Raw genomic sequence first — 20,536 nt, forward strand, 5'->3', positions numbered from 1 at the left:
CATATCGACAAGCAATATCTGACTGCCTGATTTCTTGCTGAAGAAGTTTACTGACCTCTATTAATGCAAGGTCGCCGGCATCATGACCATAAGTGTCATTAAGAGTTTTGAAGTGGTCCAAATCCATCATAACTATGGCCAGTTGGGCATTATGTCGTTTTGCCCTTTGAATTTCACGTGAAAAACATTCCTCCAAATAGGAGCGATTATATAAGCCAGTTAAGGGATCACGAATGGAACGCACTCTCAACGCGTCTCGCAGCTTAATGTTAGCTATTGATGAAGCTATGGATTCAGAAATATTGATGATTAAAGATTCCTGCTGATTCACTAGTTGATTAAACTCAGTTTCACTGAGTTTTTCAGTATTTTTTAATTCAAGATAGAGGAGTCCTACATTATCATTTTGGGCTTGTAAGGGAATACAAAGGTAGGAGGGCACTGAAGGCGTTTGTTTCAGGTGTTCACAAAAAATGCTATTTTCAGCATGATGAAAACGATGGTTTTGTCCTCGGCGTAAAGCCCAGCATTGCTCTGGTGAGATAATCATTTCATTTTTAGCCTGAATTTCCCCCCATCCGACAACAAGATCTAAATAATTGCGGGAGGGGTGGGCAAGATACAACTGCCCGGCGGCGAAAGGAAGTATCTTTTTGACATAAGTAGTAATGGGATTAAAGGTTTCCTCAACTGATAGGCAGGATTGTAATGCACTGTTTAATCGATTTAAAAGTAAAATGGCTTCATTATGTTGTTTTAATTCTGCCATTGAAAAAGCCAGTTGTTCATTCGCTTGTTTCATTGCCTTCTCAAGCTTGATTCTATCAGTCACCTCTCTTGCAACGAGGGCGACCCCTTTGATTTCTCCTTTTATATCGCATATTGCATTGTAAGTGATTTCATAAATATTGGGTGCTAATTGTGATGAGATAACTTCATGAATTTGATCTAGATTTTCTCCTTTTAGCGTTCTATCAAGTTGTCTTAGCAAAAATTGCTGTTCTTGAGGTAATTCGTTCTGTAATTCTTTGAGATTGCATCCTTGGCTTATCGATTTGCCTAATAATTGAAAAAAACAGCGTTCAAAAGCCTGATTAGACACAATAAGATTATAGTTAGTATCCATAGCAGCAATGCCGTCATTAGTTGCAGCGATAATTCCTTTTAATTGATTCTCGGTTTGTCTTCGTCTGCGATTAATTTGCACTGCTCTCGAGTATTGCCAGTTAAAAATAAGCAGAAATAATCCTATCAAGATAAGCGAGGAAATATTCACTGCTATTAAATAATATTTTGTAGTGGCAGAGTTCTCTTGAAGTGCATGATTTGCCGTCTTAAGCAGGTTTAATTCTTCATTTTGCATACTCATAGAAAGAATGCGAATCTGATCGGCAAAATAAAGACCTTTATCGCTAGCCAAGATACTTCCTGCCGCTTTCTCACCTTCCTTCTGATAAACAGCAAGAATGTGATTAAAAAATTCGACACGCTGTTGCAAAAGAACAGATAAGTGTTCTAATCGCTTCGATTGATTTTTATTATTGTGAACTAATTGTTTTAATTCGGCTATTTTATCATACGCTAGTTGCGTCTTTTTCTTATAATCATCGAGATGGATAGGGTTGCCAGTAATGACATAACCTCTTAGGTTATTTTGCATCTCTAGCATGTGATACCGCAGTTCACTAATTACATAGATTACTTGTTGCGTGTATAGAACAGTATGGTTAGTTATGAGTAACTGTTGAATACGCCAATAACTAGCAAGATTAATTCCTCCTTGGAGAACAAGTAAGAGAATCATGAAACTATTTAATAAAATTCTTCGATTGAATAATTTTGTCATGCCATTAACCTATGTTTAACTTCCATGTTAACTTGCTAAGGTTTCATTACTTATTATAACTGACTTTTGAGATAATATTTTGTCATTAGGCAATCTGGAAGTTACAAAAAATTATGAAAGCTATTGAAAATTATGATACTTTACCCCTTTTTATGAAAAAAAGGATTTTGCAGTGTATGAGTTACGGCTAAAGCCAAGTGAGCGAAAAATTATTTTTCTTGCCTCTTTAGGTGGTGCGTTGGAATTTTATGATTTTGTAATTTACGTGATTTTCGCACCAATAATTAGTCAGATTTTTTTCCCGGAAACGGACAATCTCGCCTCATTGATGAGCGTTTACGCTATTTTTGCAATTGGATATTTGATTCGTCCTTTAGGTGGAATTGCGTTCAGTCATTTTGGTGATAAATACGGCCGTAAAAAAACATTTCTCTTTTCTGTTCTTTTAATGGCTGTCCCCACTGTCCTTATTGGGTTTTTACCAACTTACCAACATATCGGTATTCTTTCTAGTATTATGTTGATTTCTTTGCGTTTGCTGCAAGGATTATCCATTGGCGGTGAAATTCCGGGAGCATTAACATTTACCTGCGAACACGTGAATCCACGTTCAAGGACACTGGCTTGTGGTGTAATCTTTTCTTGTCTCAATTTAGGTATTTTCCTAGGCGCGACGATCAGTTTAATCTTAACGAAACAACTTTCACATGAACAATTATTAAGTTTTGGTTGGCGTATCCCCTTTATTTTTGGTGGATTTCTTGGTGTATTTAGTTTTTATATACGAAAACAATTAGCGGAAAGCCCATTATTTATTGCATTTAAGAGTACTGCGGAAAATACGCGCATACCATTTATTGAGGCGATAACCAGATATTGGCAAAATATTTTGCAAGGTATCGGCTTAACTTGTCTGGGTTCAGTTATGATTAACTTATTATTTCTGTATATGCCTACCTATCTATCTACTATTCTTGCTTATCCTAAACAACAGGCGACTCTGTTAAATACGATTAATTTAGCTGTTTATTCTTTTTTACTGATATTCCTATGTTGGTGTGGCGATCGATTGGGACGTAAGCCTATTCTTTTGATTGGTGCTGCCGGTTTTATTTTCTTGAGTTATTATTTATTTGTTACTTTATCCATGCAAACAACACCATCACTGATAATCGCTTTATTTATTTTTGGATTATTAAGTAGTTTTATTATGGTTTATCCCAGCTTATTGGTTGAATTATTTCCTGTGCCTATTCGGTATACCGGAATTGCTATTTCTTATAATCTTGCATTTGCTTTTTTTGGTGGCTTAACCCCCTTTATCGCTACTTATCTTATTCAATCGTTCAATAATAACCTTGCTCCTTGCTTTTATCTTATTTTGAGCGCACTGCTTTGTTTTATCGCGGTATTAACTATTAAAAAACTATATACAGAATCAGAGATTGACATAATAAATTCATGATAATTCGCTTTTTTTAGCAGTATTTTTTATCATACTGAACGGCAATATTATCAAGAATACTGCGATGACATAAATTAAGTTGCTGATGTTTTCTTATGATTCATTTTCTAATGATTTTTTATATTTTGCCCATTTTTTTGTAAATAAAAGAAGGAAGTTTTGCGATCACAGTCATAATTATTCGCCAAAAGCCTGGGTAATAAAACAATTCCTTTTTATGATTTATTTTTTTCCAACATGCTTTGGCACAATCATAAGGTCGGGCCGTATAAAAAATTCCTGGTAATCCATAAGTTTGTCTGGTATCAATATAACCAAGTCGAGCAATAGTGATTTTTTGACTCTTGGTTGCCTGTTGCTGCAATCCTTGGAGAAATACTTCAATAGCGGCTTTACTGGCACCATAAAGACTATTTTTGGCACGACCGCGGCAGGCTGCTACTGAACTTAAATATAGGATATGATGTTTTTCTTGTTTGGATTGCAAATAGGCATTAATTAGGATGGCCGTTGAGGTAATATTGGTATTCACTAAATATTTAATTGATTGATAATTTAAATGCTCATTATCAGCAAAATCACTATGGGCAATAAATAAGTCTAGTTCTCTGTCTTCTGTGTTTAAAATAGTAATTAATTGATCAGATGGCTCAGAAAAATTAATGAGCATTATTTCACAAGGGATTCTATATCGTAAGCGAATGTCTCTCGCGATCAGATCCAATTGCTCGGGATTGCGCCCAACTAAACGCAAATGATGGCCTGCTTTCGCAGCAAAATGGGCAAATTGTTCTGCAATAATGGAGGTCGCTCCTAAAATAACCCAGGTACGATGCATCATGTTATTATTCCTAAACGCAAAGCCAGATCGGAATGCATAACACATTGATATTTTGTAAGGACTTGAGCAAATTTTAAATGATTTTTATACATTGAACGATATTGTTCCGGAGTTAATAATAAGTCTTTGGCCAAATATATATATCCATTATTTTCCAGGATGAATTGATTCATAGATTTTATAGCCTTTTGAGCTTGAGAATTATTGATGAAATCAATAGCCAAAGTAAATCCCGGTTGGCAGAAAGAGAGCAACCCCTCTCCAGGTTTCGTAAATAATTTGAGCACGGCAAGAGTTGGGGTGGCATTACAATTTCTAATCCTATGTATCAATTGATTAATAATTTGCAGTGCATTGTTTTGATCAAATACAGCCTGAAACTGAATCAGGCCTTTAGGGCCATACAGCCTGTTCCAATGTAATATTTTATCCAGAGGATTGTTGTATTCGATAAGAGTCTGAATTTTGTTGGTTTGTTTTCTGGAATAAAAATATTGATTAAATAATTTCATATTCCATTTGTGGATTAGATTAAATGGCAATTTGGGTAGGCTATAAGTTCTTAATTCTTTATTAGGAAAATTAGGAGAAGCACAGTAGGTTGCAGTTGATAAAATACCACGCGCATTAGGGTGCAACAAGTCCACCCAAGCGGCTTGATAATCTTGTTGTAGGCCATAACTAACCATGTTTTCTATTAGGGTACTAATAGAATTAAATTGCTTATTTGCTACCTGGAGAAAGCGTGATGCTTTTTTTAGACGAATAGCTACTCGGATGATAATGCCAGTTAGACCTAATCCAGCAATAGTGGCATAAAATAAATCACTATTCTCCTTACGGCTGCAATGTACTAATTTATCACCAACCAATAATTCAAACCAAGTTATATGATGACCAAAGCTGCCCGCAATAGGATTATTTTTACCATGCACATCATTAGCTATTCCACCTGCTACGGTGGCAAACACGGTACCTGGAAGAACTGGCGGAATGAATTCATCATGCAGCAAAAACAGATCCTTAAGTGGCGTTCCACCCTGACATACAACAATGCCTGTTTCGGCGTCAAAATCAATTAAATGATTAAATCGAGAGGTATCAATTACCAGCCTTTTTTATTTAAGCAATCATCACTGTAACTTAAACCAGCCCCTCTGGCTAATAGGGAGATGGGTTTATTTTGCGCAATATAGTGAAAGAGTTCTTTCTCGGTATCTGGTCTTATACAATATGATTCACTATAAATAGCACGAGTAAAATTGGTTAAAATGATTTTTTTGCTACGCATTTTAGAAAGTTTTTTCAATAGTGAGTTCTTGAGTTTCGCATGATTTTTTTATTATTGAAACAGGATTAAAAAGAAAGGGCGTCTATAATTAAGTCAAATTTCCATTAAAAGGACATTATAATGAACAAAGTGTCAATTTTTCTTGGGATAGTATTTTTCTCATTAGAAATTTTTGCCGCTGATATTCCCTCTGTGGATGAAGGGGTATCTCAGTTGAATATGGAAGAATGTATAGGAGAAAACTACCAACAATGTCTGGATGATGTTTGCATAACATCAGATGAAATCGATTGTAATTCAAATTGTCAAAGTTTGGCTGAAGATAAATGCCAGCAACAAGTAGATGGGTAAATCAGAGATTAGTGCTGAGCGGATAATATGCCTCCAATGAAAAGCCACTAGTTTATTCAAATCCCATTCTGATGATTTTTACCCAAACATGCTATTGTCGAAATTTTGGCGGATAGGTGTCAAAATCCCTCGGTCATGATTATTTAATCAGTGCAAGAAATACATGTCACCTCTGATAACTCAAAAAAATCAATGGGTTGAAGGAAGGTGATACTTGTTGTTATTACTTTAGTCTCAAATTGGAATAACTATTGCATTTCTATACAAGGAGCGGCTTTAGTCACTCCAGGAGACAGCAAGATAAATCCGAAATATTAGGAGCGAGTTATGGCGAAACTTAGCAAGGGTATAAAAGATCAAACTTCTCATCTTAGAAATTTATCTCGCATTAAACCTGTTAAGGTTATTGCTGTTTCAGCAGGAAAGGGTGGTGTGGGTAAAAGTAATATCGCGGTTAATTTGGCCATTGCCCTATCTCAGCTTAATTATAGTGTGATGCTTCTTGACGCTGATTTGGGATTGGCTAATGTGGATATTATGTTGGGTTTACACACGAAATACAATTTATCTCATGTTATCCAGGGAATATGTCATTTGAACGATATTATTCTTCATGGACCATCCGGGATAAGAGTTATCCCTGCTGCTTCTGGAACAGAGTTCATGACTCAACTTAGCCCTGCTGAGCATGCTGGAATAATTGATGCGTTTAATGAATTAACTGATGATTTGGATTATATGATTATTGATACTGCTGCTGGGATTTCTGAAACGGTTTTGAGTTTCACTCGGTCATCACAAGAATTGATTGTAGTAGTTTGTGATGAGCCTACTTCTTTAATGGATGCGTATGCCCTTATTAAGGTGATGAGCAAGCGGTATGAATGGACCCATTTTCATATTCTCGCTAATATGGTAAGAAACATAAAGGATGGACGAGAGTTATTTAATAAATTATTCCGTGTTTCTGAACAATTCTTAGATGTGCAGCTAGATTATTTAGGAGCAATTCCATTCGATGACAATGTTCATCGGGCAATAAAAAAACAAAATCCTGTTTTAATAGCCTACCCTGATTCCCCTGCTGCGCTCTCTTTGAGAGAACTGGCGAATACTGTCAGTAATTGGTCATTTAAACCTTCTTTAGGAGGAAATACCAGTTTCTTTTTAGAACGATTGGCAACAGGAGAATTTTAAATTATTCGCTATACTTAAAATAGTTGTAATGTGTTTGTCTTAGATTTACCTAAATGACTAATAATAAATGTGCTGTTATGGTAAGGAGAGTGTCGTGGATACTTTGGCAGCATACAGCAAAGTAAATCAACAAACCCAGGAAACATTGGTAAAAACCCATGCCACACTGGTAAAACGGATAGCTCATCATTTACTGGGACGCTTGCCTCAAAGCGTGCAACTTGATGATTTGATTCAGTCAGGAATGCTTGGTTTACTCGAAGCAGCAAAACATTATGATTCGTCCAAGGGGGCCTCATTTGAAACCTACGCAGGAATTCGCATCAGAGGGCATATGCTTGATGAAGTAAGGCGAAATGATTGGGTTCCTCGTTCGGTTTACCGTAATTCAAGAATGATTTCCGATGCTGTGCGTATTTTAGAGCATAAATTTGGGCGCGAAGCAAAGGATAATGAAATTGCGGAAGAGTTAGGAATATCACTTGATGAATATCATGACATGTTGCAGGATTCCGTTAGTAGTCATCTCTATGGTTTTGAGGATTTAGGAGTCACTGATGATGTGTTATACGATGATGAAGCGGGAAATTCAACAGAGCCTCATGCCAATGTGATGCGCAACGATATGGTTCGTCGTTTAACTGAGATTATTGATGGATTACCTCAAAAAGAACGGTTAGTATTGTCGCTATATTATGAACATGATTTGAATTTGAAGGAAATTGGTGAAAGTTTTTAGAGGTAAGTTGAGTCCCGAATCTCTCNAAATTCTAAGTCAAGCAACGCATCGTATTAAATCACGACTGTCGGAATAAAAGACAGTAGTAAGCTTTGACCGTAATTAGGATTGTTAGATCAGCTTGCTCCGAATTCTGAGAGAGCACTAGATAGAATATGACTTTCACTGTAAAATCCGTCCCTTTTTACATTTAAAAGAGACACTTATGTTAGAAGTGAATCAAATCAATTTAAGCTTAACTGACCTTGGTGATCGAATAGAATCACTTAGGAGGTATCTTTGACTTCGAGGGCAAAAACGAACGATTGGAAGAAGTGATTCGTGAACTCGAATCCTCTAATGTGTGGGATAATCCTGAGCAGGCTCAGGCGTTGGGACGTGAACGAACTCAGCTTGAGGCTGTGGTCCATTCACTAAGTCATTTAAGTCAGTCTATTAAAGAATTGACAGAATTATTTGAGTTGGCTCGAGATGAAAATGACGAGCAAACTCTTAATGATATTGGTGATGAATTAAAATCGATTGAGCAACAAGTTGCTGGTTTGGAATTTAGAAGAATGTTCTCTGGGAAAATGGATCATTCCAATGCTTATCTTGATATTCAGGCAGGTTCAGGAGGCACTGAAGCCCAAGATTGGGCTGAAATGTTATTGCGAATGTATTTACGTTGGGGTGAACAGCATGGGTTTACTACTGAACTGGTCGAATGTTCTCCTGGTGAAGTTGCTGGAATTAAAAGCGCAACTATCCATTTCACTGGCGAATATGCTTTTGGTTGGTTACGAACTGAAACTGGAGTGCACCGTCTAGTTAGAAAATCTCCTTTTGATTCCGGTAATAGAAGGCATACTTCTTTTGCAGCGGTTTTTGTTTCACCAGAGATTGATGATGATATTGAAATTGAAATCAATCCTGCGGATTTGCGGATTGATACTTATAGAGCCTCAGGTGCTGGCGGCCAGCATGTGAACAGGACAGATTCTGCAGTAAGGATTACGCATGGACCAAGCGGTATAGTGGTTCAGTGTCAGACTGACAGGAGTCAACATAAGAATAAAGATCAGGCAATGAAACAATTGCGTGCCAAACTTTATGAGCTGGAAGTGCAAAAGAAAAATGCGGAACAACAAGCACTGGAGGCTAGCAAGTCAGATATTGGATGGGGATCTCAAATACGTTCTTACGTATTGGATCAATCTCGTGTTAAAGATTTACGTACGGGCGTTGAAACCAGCAATACTCAGGCAGTATTGGATGGTTCTTTAGATCAATTTATTGAAGCCAGTTTAAAGGCGGGAGTAGGGCAAGTATGAGTGAAGAGCATATAGATGAAAGTGAAGTTTATCAAATTCGCAAGCAAAAACTGGAGGATCTCCGTGCTGCTGGATTTAATTTCCCAAACCAATTTCGTCGCAAACACTTGGCTGATGCTTTAATAAAAGAATACTCGGAAATTGGTAAGGAAGAACTGGAACAGCGACATGTGAAAGCCTCTGTGGCTGGGCGAATTGTACTAAGAAGAGTTATGGGAAAGGCCAGTTTTTTCCATATCCAAGACGTGTCAGGACGCATCCAGGTTTATATTCGTTCCAATGATCTTCCTGAGGTCTATGAGCAATTCAAGCATTGGGATTTGGGGGACATTGTTGGTGTGGAAGGTGAGTTGTTTAAAACGAACACTGGTGAGCTTACCATTAATGCTAAGCATGTTGAGCTATTAACAAAATCGTTGAGGCCACTTCCTGATAAATTTCATGGCTTGGCTGATCAAGAATTAAAATACCGGAAACGCTATGTGGATTTGATTGCTAATGAAGAAAGTCGCAAAACCTTTTTAATTCGTTCTCATTTGATAAGAGCCTTTAGAGAGTTTATGGATGAAAATCACTTTTTAGAAGTAGAGACTCCCATGATGCATCCGATTCCAGGAGGGGCTTTAGCTCGTCCATTCATAACTCATCATAATACTCTTGATATGACGATGTACCTCAGGATCGCACCTGAATTATATTTAAAGCGTCTGGTCGTAGGCGGTTTTGAGCGAGTGTATGAAATTAATAGAAATTTTCGTAATGAGGGAATTTCTACTCGCCATAATCCAGAGTTTACTATGCTGGAGTTCTACCAAGCTTATGCTGATTATAATGATTTGATGGATTTCACTGAACAATTGTTCCATTATCTATGTGACAAGGTATTAGGCACTCGGCAAGTAGAATATCAAGGCCAGGTCATTGATTTTAATAAACCTTTTGAACGTTTAAGCGTAAAAGAAGCGATATTGAAATATCATCCTAACGTCACAGCGCAACAATTAGAAACCATCGAGGGATGCAGGGCAATTCTTAATAATTTAGATATGCTTTACAAAACAACAGATGGCATAGGGAAGCTACAAATTATTATTTTTGAAGAAACTGTTGAACATCAGTTATTTCAACCAACGTTTGTTACTGAGTATCCTACTGAAATATCTCCTTTAGCCAGACGCTCTGACGCAAATCCAGAAGTAACCGATCGTTTTGAGTTTTTCATTGCTGGACGCGAGATCGCGAATGGATTTTCTGAGTTAAATGATGCAGAAGATCAAGCAGAGCGTTTTCGTAAGCAAGTGGAAGAAAAGGATGCTGGGGATCTGGAAGCGATGCATTTTGACAGTGATTATATCGAAGCATTGGAGTATGGTTTGCCGCCAACAGCAGGCGAAGGAATAGGAATCGATCGATTAGTCATGTTATTTACAAATTCACAGTCAATTAGAGATGTAATTTTATTCCCACACTTAAGAAAGTAAATTTTGTTTCTACTGAATGTTGGGCCATTTTGACCAACATTAAATTTTAATTTATAAGAAATTAGCGGTGACCATGAATGGTTGGGCCGCCATGTACATGGATATTAGCACCGTGGTCATGGTGGTGATCGTGCCCATGGTGGTGAGTGTGTCCGTGATGGTGAACATTACCATGAGTATGAACAGTACCAATTCCATTAGAAACAACAGAAGGCCTAGAGAACATAGTTGGAGTATAAGTAGTAGTGTATACTGTACTGCCTCCCCATGGTCTACTTGGTGTTGCACCTACAGTAATGTTGCGACTACCGCCACAACAAAACAATAATGGAAGACAACAGATCCCAGCAGCGGCTAATACTATTCCAGCTGTAAATAAAAATGGCGCTAAAACAGCTCCTGCTGTTGCGACACCAAATCCAACCGCAGCAACGGCAGTTGCTTTTATTATTATAGCTGTGACTATTGCCGCTACAGCAAGGGCTGCGGCTGCCGCTGCCATACATTTTAATAAAAAGCTGTAATTCGTGTTGTCTTCTTTTTTCTCTATTTTAGTCTTCATCGTTTACCTCATGTTTATTTGTAACTGTTCACGCTGTATCTGCCAGAATGCCATATTTGGCCCATCTTTTGAATGAAAAACTGGCCGATAAATTCTCACATACTGATCTATGCTGCGCTTCCTCATCTAGTTTTTCGTTCAATCTGGGCACAAATCTGGCATTCCGGCAAGATTCAAGTTATGTACCCTGAACGACTACGTTTATTTTCCAGGTCTAAAATACATTTTGCTTAGATGCCATGCGGCATTCTGTTTTCATAGCATTATTCCTATGCGCTTGGGATTGTACCCGATCATAAAAAAATGTCACCACAATTCTCTTTGTGTAGAGGATAAAAATTAAAATGTATTAGGGGGCAATAGACCTTAGGGGAAATGGGATTATAAAAGATAAGGGTACATTCTATATTAGACGAAGTTAGTAGGAGGAGTATAATCTTAGAAAAAGCAGTCAAAACTTACTGCGCAAGATAATGACATTGAATCTACAGGACTTTTTTGAATTTTTCCACTCACCGGTGTTGACCGCTGCTTTCGCGAAAAAATTCAAAAAAGTCCAGTATCCTCAACGTCATTATCTTGCTTGCTTCGGTCTCAGCTGCTTTTTATGGGATAATTACCCTTATTATGACTTTGTCATAATAAGGGTACCATGATTCACCAAACTTTATTCATCATCCCAACTTAAAGTACCACCCGCTTGATATTCAATGACGCGAGTTTCAAAAAAGTTTTTCTCTTTCTTAAGATCCAGCATTTCACTCATCCAAGGGAATGGATTTTCAGCGCCAGGGTATTGATCTGCCAAGCCGATTTGGTTTAAACGACGGTTGGCAATAAAGTGCAAATATTCTTCAAACATCTCGGCATTCATTCCTAGAATACCGTGTGGCATGGTGTCTCTGGCATATTGGTATTCCAGCTCTACACCTTCTCTGATGAGATGTATCATCTCATCTTTAAATTCAGGTGTCCATAAATGGGGATTTTCAATTTTGATTTGATTAATAACATCAATGCCAAAATTCATATGCATGGATTCATCGCGCAATATATATTGGAATTGTTCGGAAGTACCTACCATTTTATTACGCCGCCCCATAGATAATATTTGAGTAAATCCCACGTAAAAGAAAATACCCTCAAATACAACATAAAATGCGATTAAATCACGTAGTAGGCGTTGATCATTTTCCAGGGTACCTGTATGGAAAGTTTCATCACCAAGACTTTGTGTAAATGGTAATGCCCACGCAGCTTTTCTGGATACAGAAGGTATTTCTCTATACATGTTGAATACTTCAGCTTCATCCAAGCCCAGACTTTCAATGATGTATTGATAAGCATGGGTATGCAAGGCTTCTTCAAAGGCTTGTCGTAGTAGATATTGTCGACACTCAGGATTGGTGATATGTCTATAGACAGCAAGAACCAAATTGTTAGCAACCAATGAGTCAGCAGTTGAGAAAAATCCAAGATTACGTTTAATGATTAAACGTTCATCTTCTGTAAGCCCGTTAGGATCTTTCCATAGAGCAACATCGGCGCTCATACTGATTTCATTAGGCATCCAGTGATTAGCACAGGCTGTTAAATATTTATCCCAAGCCCATTTGTATTTAAAGGGAACCAACTGGTTTAAATCAGCACGACAATTGATGATTTGTTTATCATCAACATGGATACGTGCTGCTCCCATCTCTAAAGATTCAAGTCCTGTCGCGCCCATAATAGGAGTTACGACAATTTCTCGATTATTATTGTAGTTCATAAAATTCTCCTGATTATTGGCAAGCCTCACAGTCTGGATCAATAATAGAACATACTTTTGGTTGTTCGGCATCGATCAACTTGACTGCGTTGAGTGCTCCATCGGTAACGGTGGATTTCTCAGCATTACTTGCACCTAAGCTGCGTAAATAGTAAGTGGTTTTTAGCCCACGAATCCAGGCGTGCATATAAAGCTGATCCAATTTTTTACCAGAAGGCTGTGCCATATAAATATTCAAGGATTGGGCCTGATCTATCCATTTTTGGCGGCGTGATGCTGCTTCAACCAACCACATAGGATCAATCTCAAATGAAGTGGCATAACGCCTTTTCAGATCATCTGGAATACGACTGATGGGCTGTACACTGCCATTAAAATATTTTAGATCATTGACCATGACTTCATCCCAAAGATTTAGCGTTTTTAGATCAGCTACCAAATAGGGATTCACGACAGTAAATTCACCTGACAAATTGGATTTAACATAAAGATTTTGATAAGTCGGCTCAATGGATTGTGAGACACCACAGATGTTAGAAATTGTTGCCGTAGGGGCAATGGCCATCACATTGGAGTTACGCATTCCTTGTGTACGAACTTTAATTCTTAATGGTTCCCAATCCAGTTTTTGTGAGCGGTCTTGTTCTAGATACTTATTGCGAGATTGTTGCAGCAAATTAATTGAATCGATAGGCAATATACCTTTGCTCCATAAAGATCCTTCATAACTTGAATAACTACCACGTTCTTTGGCTAAGTCACAGGAAGCTTCTATAGCATAGTAACTAATTAATTCCATAGAAGAATCAGCGAATTCAACGGCTTCATTAGATGCATAATCCATTTTTAACTCATACAATGCATCCTGGAATCCCATGAGACCCAAGCCAATAGGTCTATGTTGCAAGTTGGAATGACGAGCTTGGGGTACAGAGTAATAATTAATGTCAATAACGTTATCTAACATACGAACCGCAGTTTTGATAGTGCGTTTGAGCTTCGCTTCATCCAGTTTGCCGTTTTTAATATGGGCAGGAAGATTAATGCTGCCTAAATTACATACAGCGATTTCTTCTTCAGAAGTGTTTAAAGTAATCTCTGTGCATAAATTAGAACTATGTATTACTCCAACGTGTTGTTGGGGGGAACGCAAATTGCAAGGGTCTTTGAATGTTAGCCATGGGTGGCCTGTTTCAAAAAGCATGGAAAGCATTTTGCGCCATAGTTTAACAGCCGAAACAGTTTTAATATTTTTAATAATGCCTTGGCGCGCTTTTTCTTCATATTCAGCATACAGAGTTTCAAATGCTTTGCCATATTGATCATGCAAATCTGGTACTTCATCAGGGGAAAATAAAGTCCAGTTGCCATCTTCTCGAACACGCTTCATAAATAAATCGGGTACCCATAGAGCGGTATTCATATCATGAGTACGGCGACGATCATCGCCTGTATTTTTTCTCAGTTCCAGAAACTCTTCTACATCTCTGTGCCAACACTCCAGGTAAGCACAGACAGCTCCTTTGCGTTTACCACCCTGATTTACTGCTACAGCAGTAGCATCAGCAACATTTAAGAAAGGAACCACACCTTGAGATTTGCCATTGGTTCCCTTGATATGAGCTCCCATTGCTCGCACAGGGGTCCAGTCATTACCTAATCCACCAGCATATTTGGAGAGTAATGCATTGTCTTTAATAGCACTATAAATGCCATCCAAATGATCAGGGACTGTGGTTAAATAGCAACTGGATAATTGTGGCCTTACTGTTCCTGAATTAAATAGTGTGGGGGTGGAAGACATATAATCAAAAGAAGAAAGTAATTGATAAAACTCTATTGCTTTCTCTTCCTTATGCTGTTCACGAATAGCAAGTCCCATGGCTACTCGCATGAAAAATGCTTGAGGAAGCTCATACCGCACACTACGTTCATGAATAAAATAACGATCGTATAAAGTTTGTAAACTTAAATAAGTGAATTTCATATCTCGTTCAGGGAGGAGGGCTTTGCTAAGTTTGTCTAGGTTAAAGTCAGCCATCTTAGGATCAAGCATGCCTTGGGTAATGCCTTGTTCTATATAGGCTTTGAAGTAAGTTGGGTAGAGTTTAGCCATTTCATCGAATGTGGCTTCGGATTTAAGATTGAGTTTAACTAGCGCTTCAGCACGTAAACTATCTAATAGTAAGCGCGCACTAACGTAAGTGTAATTAGGTTCTTTTTCGACTAGAGCACGCGCTGCCATAATTAATGCTTTATGCACGTCTTCATACTTGGCTTGGTTATAGAGATTACGTAAAGCGTCTTTGATAACAGGCTCTGTTTTTACATTGTCGAGATTACGACAGGCTTCTTTGACAATAGTATCTATCCTTTCCATATCTAATGGTTGAATTTCTCCATTAGGCATAGTTATCAACAGGTTTTTACTGTCTTGGGGTTTTTGTTTTAATTCGGATTCGCGTGCTTTTCTGCGTTCCTCTCTGTACAACACGTAGGAACGAGCCACTTTGTAATGGCCGCTACGCATAAGAGCAAGCTCCACCTGGTCTTGAATCTCTTCAATATGGATAGCCCCACCGCTTGGTAAACGACGTTTAAATACCTGGGTTATTTGCCTTGTTAACTCTTCGATTTGTTGGTGAATTCGATCTGATGTTGGGGCTGTGCCTCCTTCGTCAGCAATAAAGGCTTTGGTAATAGCGATTTTGATCTTAGTATCGTCATAAATGACTACTTTACCATTTCGTTTGATGGTTTTAAGTATACCTGGAGCATTAGAAGTCAATTCCAGTTGATTTGTTAGCGGTATATCCTTTACCGGCTCAAGAATTTCGGACATTTTTCCTCCACGAGATATGTTTAGCTCAGTCATTATTTCAGTAAATCCGACATATTCTGCGAACTAATAAGGCCATCCTAGCTTCGCTGAAACAATGACTTGGCCCTGTTTTTATGACAGTTAAGAGAATTCTTCGTTCACTACCATTATAATTATAGTAAAAAACCCAATATATAGGGTGTAATAGGGGCTTTTATAACAAGATAATGTGTTTTTTTTATTTGGTCAATAGAATAATTTGGGATTATTCTGTGGATAAGTTGTGGGTTAAATCCAGAGGGCCTACTCCAAGTTAAAAAACTCTGCGTGGTTTTATTTTATGGGAAATAATATTCAATAGACTAACCGTAGGTAACATAATCAGGTATAAAGCAGCTTCAATTAGTTTAAATACGAATTTTTTATTTCCTGATGAGAATGCGTAATTTTGGTTAAATTTTTCAAAGAAAGGCCACTTATAAATTTTAAAACCAGACTCTTCTTTATATCCCAAAAAAAAGTTTCCTGTGAAATAACCATAAAATTGTAGAATTTTTTGCGGATAAAAGACATAAGTAGCGGCAGCAGAAGCATCAAGGTATTCAGTATAATGCCAACAATTTCTTGGCATGAACAACATATCTCCTTTCTCAAGTTGAACTTGGTAGCCTTCTGCATGATTTAGTTTTGGGAACTGTTGGCACAAAACATCCATTGGTTGGGTAAAATCAATCAAAGAATCTCCAACAAAAGGAAGCTTATAAAGTTTGTCATTTTGCTCTTCTGTAAATAGCAACACGCTTTTCTTTCCACTTAAGCATAAGTGAAGATTGCAACATTGTTCTCTATCAAAATGTATCTCGGTTACTGCCCCTTTACCGCCAAAGAAGTAGGTGACTTTTTTTGTTTCTCTAAAATATCTTGGCCTCAAAGGTATTTTTTGCCAAAGCGGGATATGTTGCTCTATGTCTTTAGACCGTTCCCGTGAGAAAATTTGTCCAAAAATTCTAATGGGATTATTATTTTTTATTTGGGTGATAACTTCTGCAAAGTTCCCCGCATAAAAGCCAACACATTGTTTGTTTTCGAAAACACAATAAGTTGTTTTAGCCTGAGTCAGCTGTTCAAAATAATTTAATGAAAACTGGCTAGTAAAATTAGGTATTTTAATTAAGATAGGTTCTTTAGACTGATACAGAATACGCTTAAGTAATTCCTCATCACCATAATGATAAATAATTGTTCTAATTTTCTTAAATTTCATTAATACACCTTTGGATCAGGCAATATTACGAACTATTGTTATTTTATTATAGCAATGGATTGAGGAATCTATATGGCGGCTATAATTTTCTAGAAGCAATTTGAAATAGAGAATAAAATTTTATATTTTTTTCACTATAATGGCATCACTGACATTAGAAAATCCATGTACATTTAACTGAAAATTATCAATCTTGGCATACAATTGACTCGAACTTCCTCCGTCCAGATTAATCGCATCTGTACACAATAAAGGAGGAGATCTCATGAGTTGAGCTAATTGTCTTGTTGACATAGCAGCATTAGTTGTTACCAGTATAATAACTTTGCCCTCAGCAGTTATACCCAAGGCAGTTCTGTCAGCGACTCCAGGTTTGAGAGAGGGTATATTCCTCTGATTAATAACCGGGGGCCACTTTGGATAGCGAAATCAATATTTCTATCATAATGAAAATTGCGTACGTTAGTAATGCGTGGTTTGTTATCCTTAATGTAAAAAATCCCCCACCAGCTAATGCGTTTTAAAGGATTTTCTTGTTTTTTATTGTTAATTCTCAGTCCTAATGGATTAAATTCATGGTCAAAAAAACCGCCATTTATACTTAATAGTGCCTTGCTGTATTCTGCAAATTGATCGGCGGATGCATTTTTTTGAGCTAATTTTTTAGCCGTAACCAATGCCAGTTGATTCTTATTAAGATCAATACGAAACACATGGATGTGTGACCATGGGTTCAATATTCCTCCCTCAAGATCTTGATATTCTATCCCTGGGGTGATTTCTTGCCAATGGTCAGCAGAGTAAGATAAAAAAGGGAGCACAATGCTAATGATAAAAATTAGCAAAGACCACCTATTCAATCTGTTTGCAGGATAAACATTGGTTTGTGAGGACATGTTATTGTATCCTTATGTACATCATTCAATACCACGGAATCTCTTATGCAAATTAAACCGCAAAATAGCAATAGTGCAGTATATAAGTCAACAACAGAATTAACTCGAGTAATAAAAGATGTTTTGGCGTTAGCTAAAAAAGAAGGCGCTACGGATGTTGCAGTAGCAGTAAATTATGATCGAGGTTTTTCAGTCGATGTACGTATGGGAGAGGTAGAGACAGTTGCTTTTAGTGAAGATAAAGGAGTTGGATTAACAGTTTATATAGGTCAGCGTAAAGGAGGAGCGAGTAGTACTGACACCTCTCCAGCTGCATTGGAGTCCTTAGTGAAGGCAGCTTGCGAGATTGCAAGGGTTAGTGCTGAGGATCCTTGTTTTGGGCTGGCCGATAAAGAATTAATGACAACAAATCACCCTGATTTGGATTTATATCATCCATGGGATATTACTCCTCAACAAGCAATTGAAATCGCTTTGAAGTGTGAATCACATGCTTTGTCTTTAGATAAGAGAATTGCTAATTCTGATGGGGTTAATGTTTCCACCCATGAATCTCATCATGGGTATGCTAATACCAATGGTTGTGAAGGATTTATTCATAGTACTCGACATAGCATCAGCTGTTCAGTAATCGCTGAAGAGCATGGTGAAATGCAACGAGAATATGATTATACAACTACCAGGGATGCAAAGAATTTAGTTGCTGCTGAGTTAATAGCTGAAAAAGCTGTTGAAAGGGCGCTAAGTCGCTTAGGTTCAAGACAAATTAAAACACAAATGACACCGGTTATTTTTTCTTCAAGAGTTTCTAGTGGATTATTGGGAAGTTTTGTCAATGCCATTAGTGGTTCTAATTTATATAGAAAAAACTCTTTCCTACTGGATTCTATTGGACAACAATTGTTCCCTGAGTTTGTTCGTATCTATGAGCAACCGCACTTAAAAGGTGCTTTGGGAAGTTCTCCTTTTGACGCCGAAGGTGTACCAACTCGGCCAAACGTCTTGGTTGAAAGAGGACGTTTACTGCAATATGTTCTTGGTAGTTATTCAGCACGCAAAATGGGCTTAAAAACAACAGGAAACAGTGATGGAGTACATAATCTAACTATTGATCCTACTTGTGGTGATTTATCTGAGCTTTTGAAAATAATGAAAAATGGCCTATTGGTTACTGAACTTATGGGACAGGGCGTAAATGGTACTACAGGAGATTACTCGCGAGGGGCAAGCGGATATTGGGTTGAAAATGGGATAATACAATATCCAGTGGATGAAATTACTATTGCAGGAAATCTCAAAGAGATGTATCAGATGATATCGGCTATAGGAAGTGATATTAATCCTAATATCTCCACACGTTGTGGTTCCATTTTAATAGAAAAAATGATGGTTGCTGGAGAATAAATGCAGCGCTAGATAGCAGATAGCAAGAGAAGTCATCTGCAAGGCAACATGACTTCTCAAGCAAGGTATTCCTGAATGAACTGTTAAGAGAGAAATAAACAAGATAGGTATAGAAATTTAGTGGAATGAACTTAGCCTTTGTCTCGGAATATGATGCGACCCTTTGTTAGATCATAAGGAGTCAACTCTACTTTAACTTTATCACCAGTAAGGATTCTGATGTAATTTTTTCTCATGCGACCCGAAATATGAGCAGTAACGATATGTCCATTTTCCAATTCAACACGAAACATAGTGTTGGGTAATGTATCTATGACGGTACCTGCCATTTCAATGTGATCTTCTTTTGCCATATGTCTCTCAAAAATGATGTGTCAAATTTTATAAAAGTGAAATAGTGCACTAAATTGCGAAAAATGGCAATCTTATAGCCATTCAATTATTAATTTTATAAAGATTTTATTAGAGTTTGTTGACATTTATCCTATATTTCCGGTGGTGAGGTTTGTCAGCAGCTTTTTAGCAAGGCCACAAAAAACTGTATTATTTAATTACTCTGCCAATTTCCTTTTTTATCTGGGTATTTTAAAGTGTCGTATAACATACGAAGGAACTCTTTTCGACTTACTACTTTGGCCCCCAGACTTATTAAGTGGGTTGTTGGGAGCTGGCAATCGATAAAATCGAAATTCCATTTTTCCATAGTCTTACATAAAAAATATAGCGCGACTTTGGAAGCATCAGTAATGGTGTGAAACATGGATTCGCCAAAAAAAGCATGCCCTAAACTAATCCCATATAATCCTCCCACAAGATCTGTGCCATCCCATATTTCAAAAGAATGAGCATAACCCATATGATGTAACTGAGTGTATGCCTCTATCATTTCATTGGTAATCCAGGTTCGATTAGTTCTGCCAGAAGAAGTAGCACAGGATGAAATGACTCGATGAAATGCTGTGTCGATACTCAGGTGAAAAGGGTTTTTCAGAGTTTTCCTCAAGCTTCTGGAGGTTTTGAATTCTTTAGGTATCAATATAAGGCGTGGGTTAGGTGACCACCAAAGCACAGGATTTCCTGGTTCATACCAAGGAAAGACTCCCTGAGAATAGGCTTGTAGAATTCGTTGAGGGGTTAAGCCCCCCCCTATGCTTAATAGACCCTGTCTGTCGCTAGTTTTATGGGGTCGGGAAAAGTATAACTGTCATCGTATGCCAATTTATATCGAATCCAGATATTTTTCCGCATCAAGTGCCGCCATGCATCCAAATCCAGCAGAAGTAATGGCCTGTCG

At 37.6% G+C, this 20,536-nt stretch carries 14 protein-coding genes and 4 pseudogenes; 7 read left to right on the plus strand and 11 right to left on the minus strand.

What is annotated here, in order from left to right; genetic code table 11:
• Positions 1 to 1,846: diguanylate cyclase (locus tag OK13_RS10785; protein ID WP_035890776.1), on the minus strand; the 1,846-nt coding region annotated here is incomplete at its 3' end.
• A gap of 172 nt (positions 1,847 to 2,018) precedes the next feature.
• Here OK13_RS10785 and OK13_RS10790 point away from each other — a divergent pair.
• Positions 2,019 to 3,311 (plus strand): MFS transporter, encoded by a 1,293-nt coding sequence (locus OK13_RS10790; RefSeq protein WP_035890777.1) that lies wholly within the window; start codon positions 2,019 to 2,021, stop codon positions 3,309 to 3,311.
• A 118-nt stretch (positions 3,312 to 3,429) separates the two neighbouring features.
• On the opposite strand, the gene OK13_RS10795 is transcribed toward OK13_RS10790, so the two are convergent.
• Both OK13_RS10795 and OK13_RS10800 read right to left on the minus strand, forming a co-directional pair.
• Positions 3,430 to 4,152, minus strand: a complete 723-nt coding sequence (locus OK13_RS10795) for an SDR family NAD(P)-dependent oxidoreductase (protein ID WP_035890780.1) — start codon at positions 4,150 to 4,152, stop codon at positions 3,430 to 3,432.
• A pseudogene (locus OK13_RS10800) lies at positions 4,149 to 5,443 on the minus strand (FAD-binding oxidoreductase). Before OK13_RS10800 ends, OK13_RS10795 begins: the two are co-directional and overlap by 4 nt.
• A gap of 120 nt (positions 5,444 to 5,563) precedes the next feature.
• Here OK13_RS10800 and OK13_RS10805 point away from each other — a divergent pair.
• The 5 genes from OK13_RS10805 (at position 5,564) to lysS (ending at position 10,524) form a co-directional block, all read left to right on the plus strand.
• A complete protein-coding gene (locus OK13_RS10805; RefSeq protein ID WP_035890782.1) occupies positions 5,564 to 5,794 on the plus strand; it encodes a hypothetical protein in 231 nt (76 codons plus the stop codon).
• A 327-nt stretch (positions 5,795 to 6,121) separates the two neighbouring features.
• Positions 6,122 to 6,991, plus strand: coding sequence for a MinD/ParA family protein (locus OK13_RS10810; protein ID WP_035890783.1), 870 nt, complete (start codon positions 6,122 to 6,124; stop codon positions 6,989 to 6,991).
• Positions 6,992 to 7,085: 94 nt separating this feature from the next.
• Positions 7,086 to 7,730 carry an RNA polymerase sigma factor FliA gene (locus OK13_RS10815; RefSeq protein WP_277619298.1) on the plus strand — a complete coding sequence of 215 codons (645 nt, stop codon included), beginning with the start codon at positions 7,086 to 7,088 and terminating at the stop codon, positions 7,728 to 7,730.
• A 205-nt stretch (positions 7,731 to 7,935) separates the two neighbouring features.
• Positions 7,936 to 9,043 (plus strand): peptide chain release factor 2 gene (prfB, locus tag OK13_RS10820; RefSeq protein WP_152571678.1). Its coding sequence is split into 2 segments (ribosomal slippage): positions 7,936 to 8,010 and positions 8,012 to 9,043, totalling 1,107 coding nucleotides; the frame shifts between segments, so codons are not numbered across the junction.
• Positions 9,040 to 10,524, plus strand: coding sequence for a lysine--tRNA ligase (gene lysS / locus OK13_RS10825; RefSeq protein WP_035890784.1), 1,485 nt, complete (start codon positions 9,040 to 9,042; stop codon positions 10,522 to 10,524). Before prfB ends, lysS begins: the two co-directional genes overlap by 4 nt.
• 61 nt (positions 10,525 to 10,585) lie before the next feature.
• On the opposite strand, the gene OK13_RS14225 is transcribed toward lysS, so the two are convergent.
• The 5 genes and pseudogenes from OK13_RS14225 to OK13_RS10850 form a co-directional block, all read right to left on the minus strand.
• Positions 10,586 to 11,086, minus strand: coding sequence for a hypothetical protein (locus tag OK13_RS14225; protein ID WP_081964920.1), 501 nt, complete (start codon positions 11,084 to 11,086; stop codon positions 10,586 to 10,588).
• 667 nt (positions 11,087 to 11,753) lie between these two features.
• Entirely contained in the window at positions 11,754 to 12,857 is a 1,104-nt protein-coding gene (locus tag OK13_RS10835; RefSeq protein WP_035890786.1) for a ribonucleotide-diphosphate reductase subunit beta, read from the minus strand.
• A 13-nt stretch (positions 12,858 to 12,870) separates the two neighbouring features.
• Positions 12,871 to 15,699, minus strand: coding sequence for a ribonucleoside-diphosphate reductase subunit alpha (locus OK13_RS10840; protein WP_035890787.1), 2,829 nt, complete (start codon positions 15,697 to 15,699; stop codon positions 12,871 to 12,873).
• A gap of 292 nt (positions 15,700 to 15,991) precedes the next feature.
• On the minus strand, positions 15,992 to 16,942 hold the full coding sequence (locus OK13_RS10845; protein ID WP_035890788.1) for a cupin-like domain-containing protein: 951 nt from the start codon (positions 16,940 to 16,942) through the stop codon (positions 15,992 to 15,994).
• A gap of 120 nt (positions 16,943 to 17,062) precedes the next feature.
• A pseudogene (locus tag OK13_RS10850) lies at positions 17,063 to 17,838 on the minus strand (phosphodiester glycosidase family protein).
• A 45-nt stretch (positions 17,839 to 17,883) separates the two neighbouring features.
• Between OK13_RS10850 and pmbA the strand changes: the two are divergent.
• Positions 17,884 to 19,242, plus strand: coding sequence for a metalloprotease PmbA (gene pmbA / locus OK13_RS10855; RefSeq protein ID WP_035890789.1), 1,359 nt, complete (start codon positions 17,884 to 17,886; stop codon positions 19,240 to 19,242).
• Between the two features lie 131 nt (positions 19,243 to 19,373).
• On the opposite strand, the gene infA is transcribed toward pmbA, so the two are convergent.
• From infA to OK13_RS15895, 3 genes and pseudogenes are all read right to left on the minus strand, one after another.
• Positions 19,374 to 19,595, minus strand: coding sequence for a translation initiation factor IF-1 (infA, locus tag OK13_RS10860; RefSeq protein WP_035890790.1), 222 nt, complete (start codon positions 19,593 to 19,595; stop codon positions 19,374 to 19,376).
• Between the two features lie 194 nt (positions 19,596 to 19,789).
• Positions 19,790 to 20,460 (minus strand): annotated as a pseudogene (gene aat / locus OK13_RS10865) (leucyl/phenylalanyl-tRNA--protein transferase).
• A 1-nt stretch (position 20,461) separates the two neighbouring features.
• Positions 20,462 to 20,536 (minus strand): annotated as a pseudogene (locus OK13_RS15895) (FAD-dependent oxidoreductase); the annotation flags it as partial.

Origin of the sequence: Legionella norrlandica (assembly GCF_000770585.1) — a bacterium.
Classification (GTDB): Bacteria; Pseudomonadota; Gammaproteobacteria; order Legionellales; family Legionellaceae; genus Legionella; species Legionella norrlandica.

Coding starts and splice junctions, on each gene's coding strand:
- OK13_RS10795 (WP_035890780.1), bottom strand. CDS start 4,152: ATGATGCATCGTACCTGGGTTATTTTAGGAGCGACCTCCATTATTGCA.
- OK13_RS10805 (WP_035890782.1), top strand. CDS start 5,564: ATGAACAAAGTGTCAATTTTTCTTGGGATAGTATTTTTCTCATTAGAA.
- OK13_RS10810 (WP_035890783.1), top strand. CDS start 6,122: ATGGCGAAACTTAGCAAGGGTATAAAAGATCAAACTTCTCATCTTAGA.
- lysS (WP_035890784.1), top strand. CDS start 9,040: ATGAGTGAAGAGCATATAGATGAAAGTGAAGTTTATCAAATTCGCAAG.
- OK13_RS14225 (WP_081964920.1), bottom strand. CDS start 11,086: ATGAAGACTAAAATAGAGAAAAAAGAAGACAACACGAATTACAGCTTT.
- OK13_RS10835 (WP_035890786.1), bottom strand. CDS start 12,857: ATGAACTACAATAATAATCGAGAAATTGTCGTAACTCCTATTATGGGC.
- OK13_RS10840 (WP_035890787.1), bottom strand. CDS start 15,699: ATGTCCGAAATTCTTGAGCCGGTAAAGGATATACCGCTAACAAATCAA.
- OK13_RS10845 (WP_035890788.1), bottom strand. CDS start 16,942: ATGAAATTTAAGAAAATTAGAACAATTATTTATCATTATGGTGATGAG.
- pmbA (WP_035890789.1), top strand. CDS start 17,884: ATGCAAATTAAACCGCAAAATAGCAATAGTGCAGTATATAAGTCAACA.
- infA (WP_035890790.1), bottom strand. CDS start 19,595: ATGGCAAAAGAAGATCACATTGAAATGGCAGGTACCGTCATAGATACA.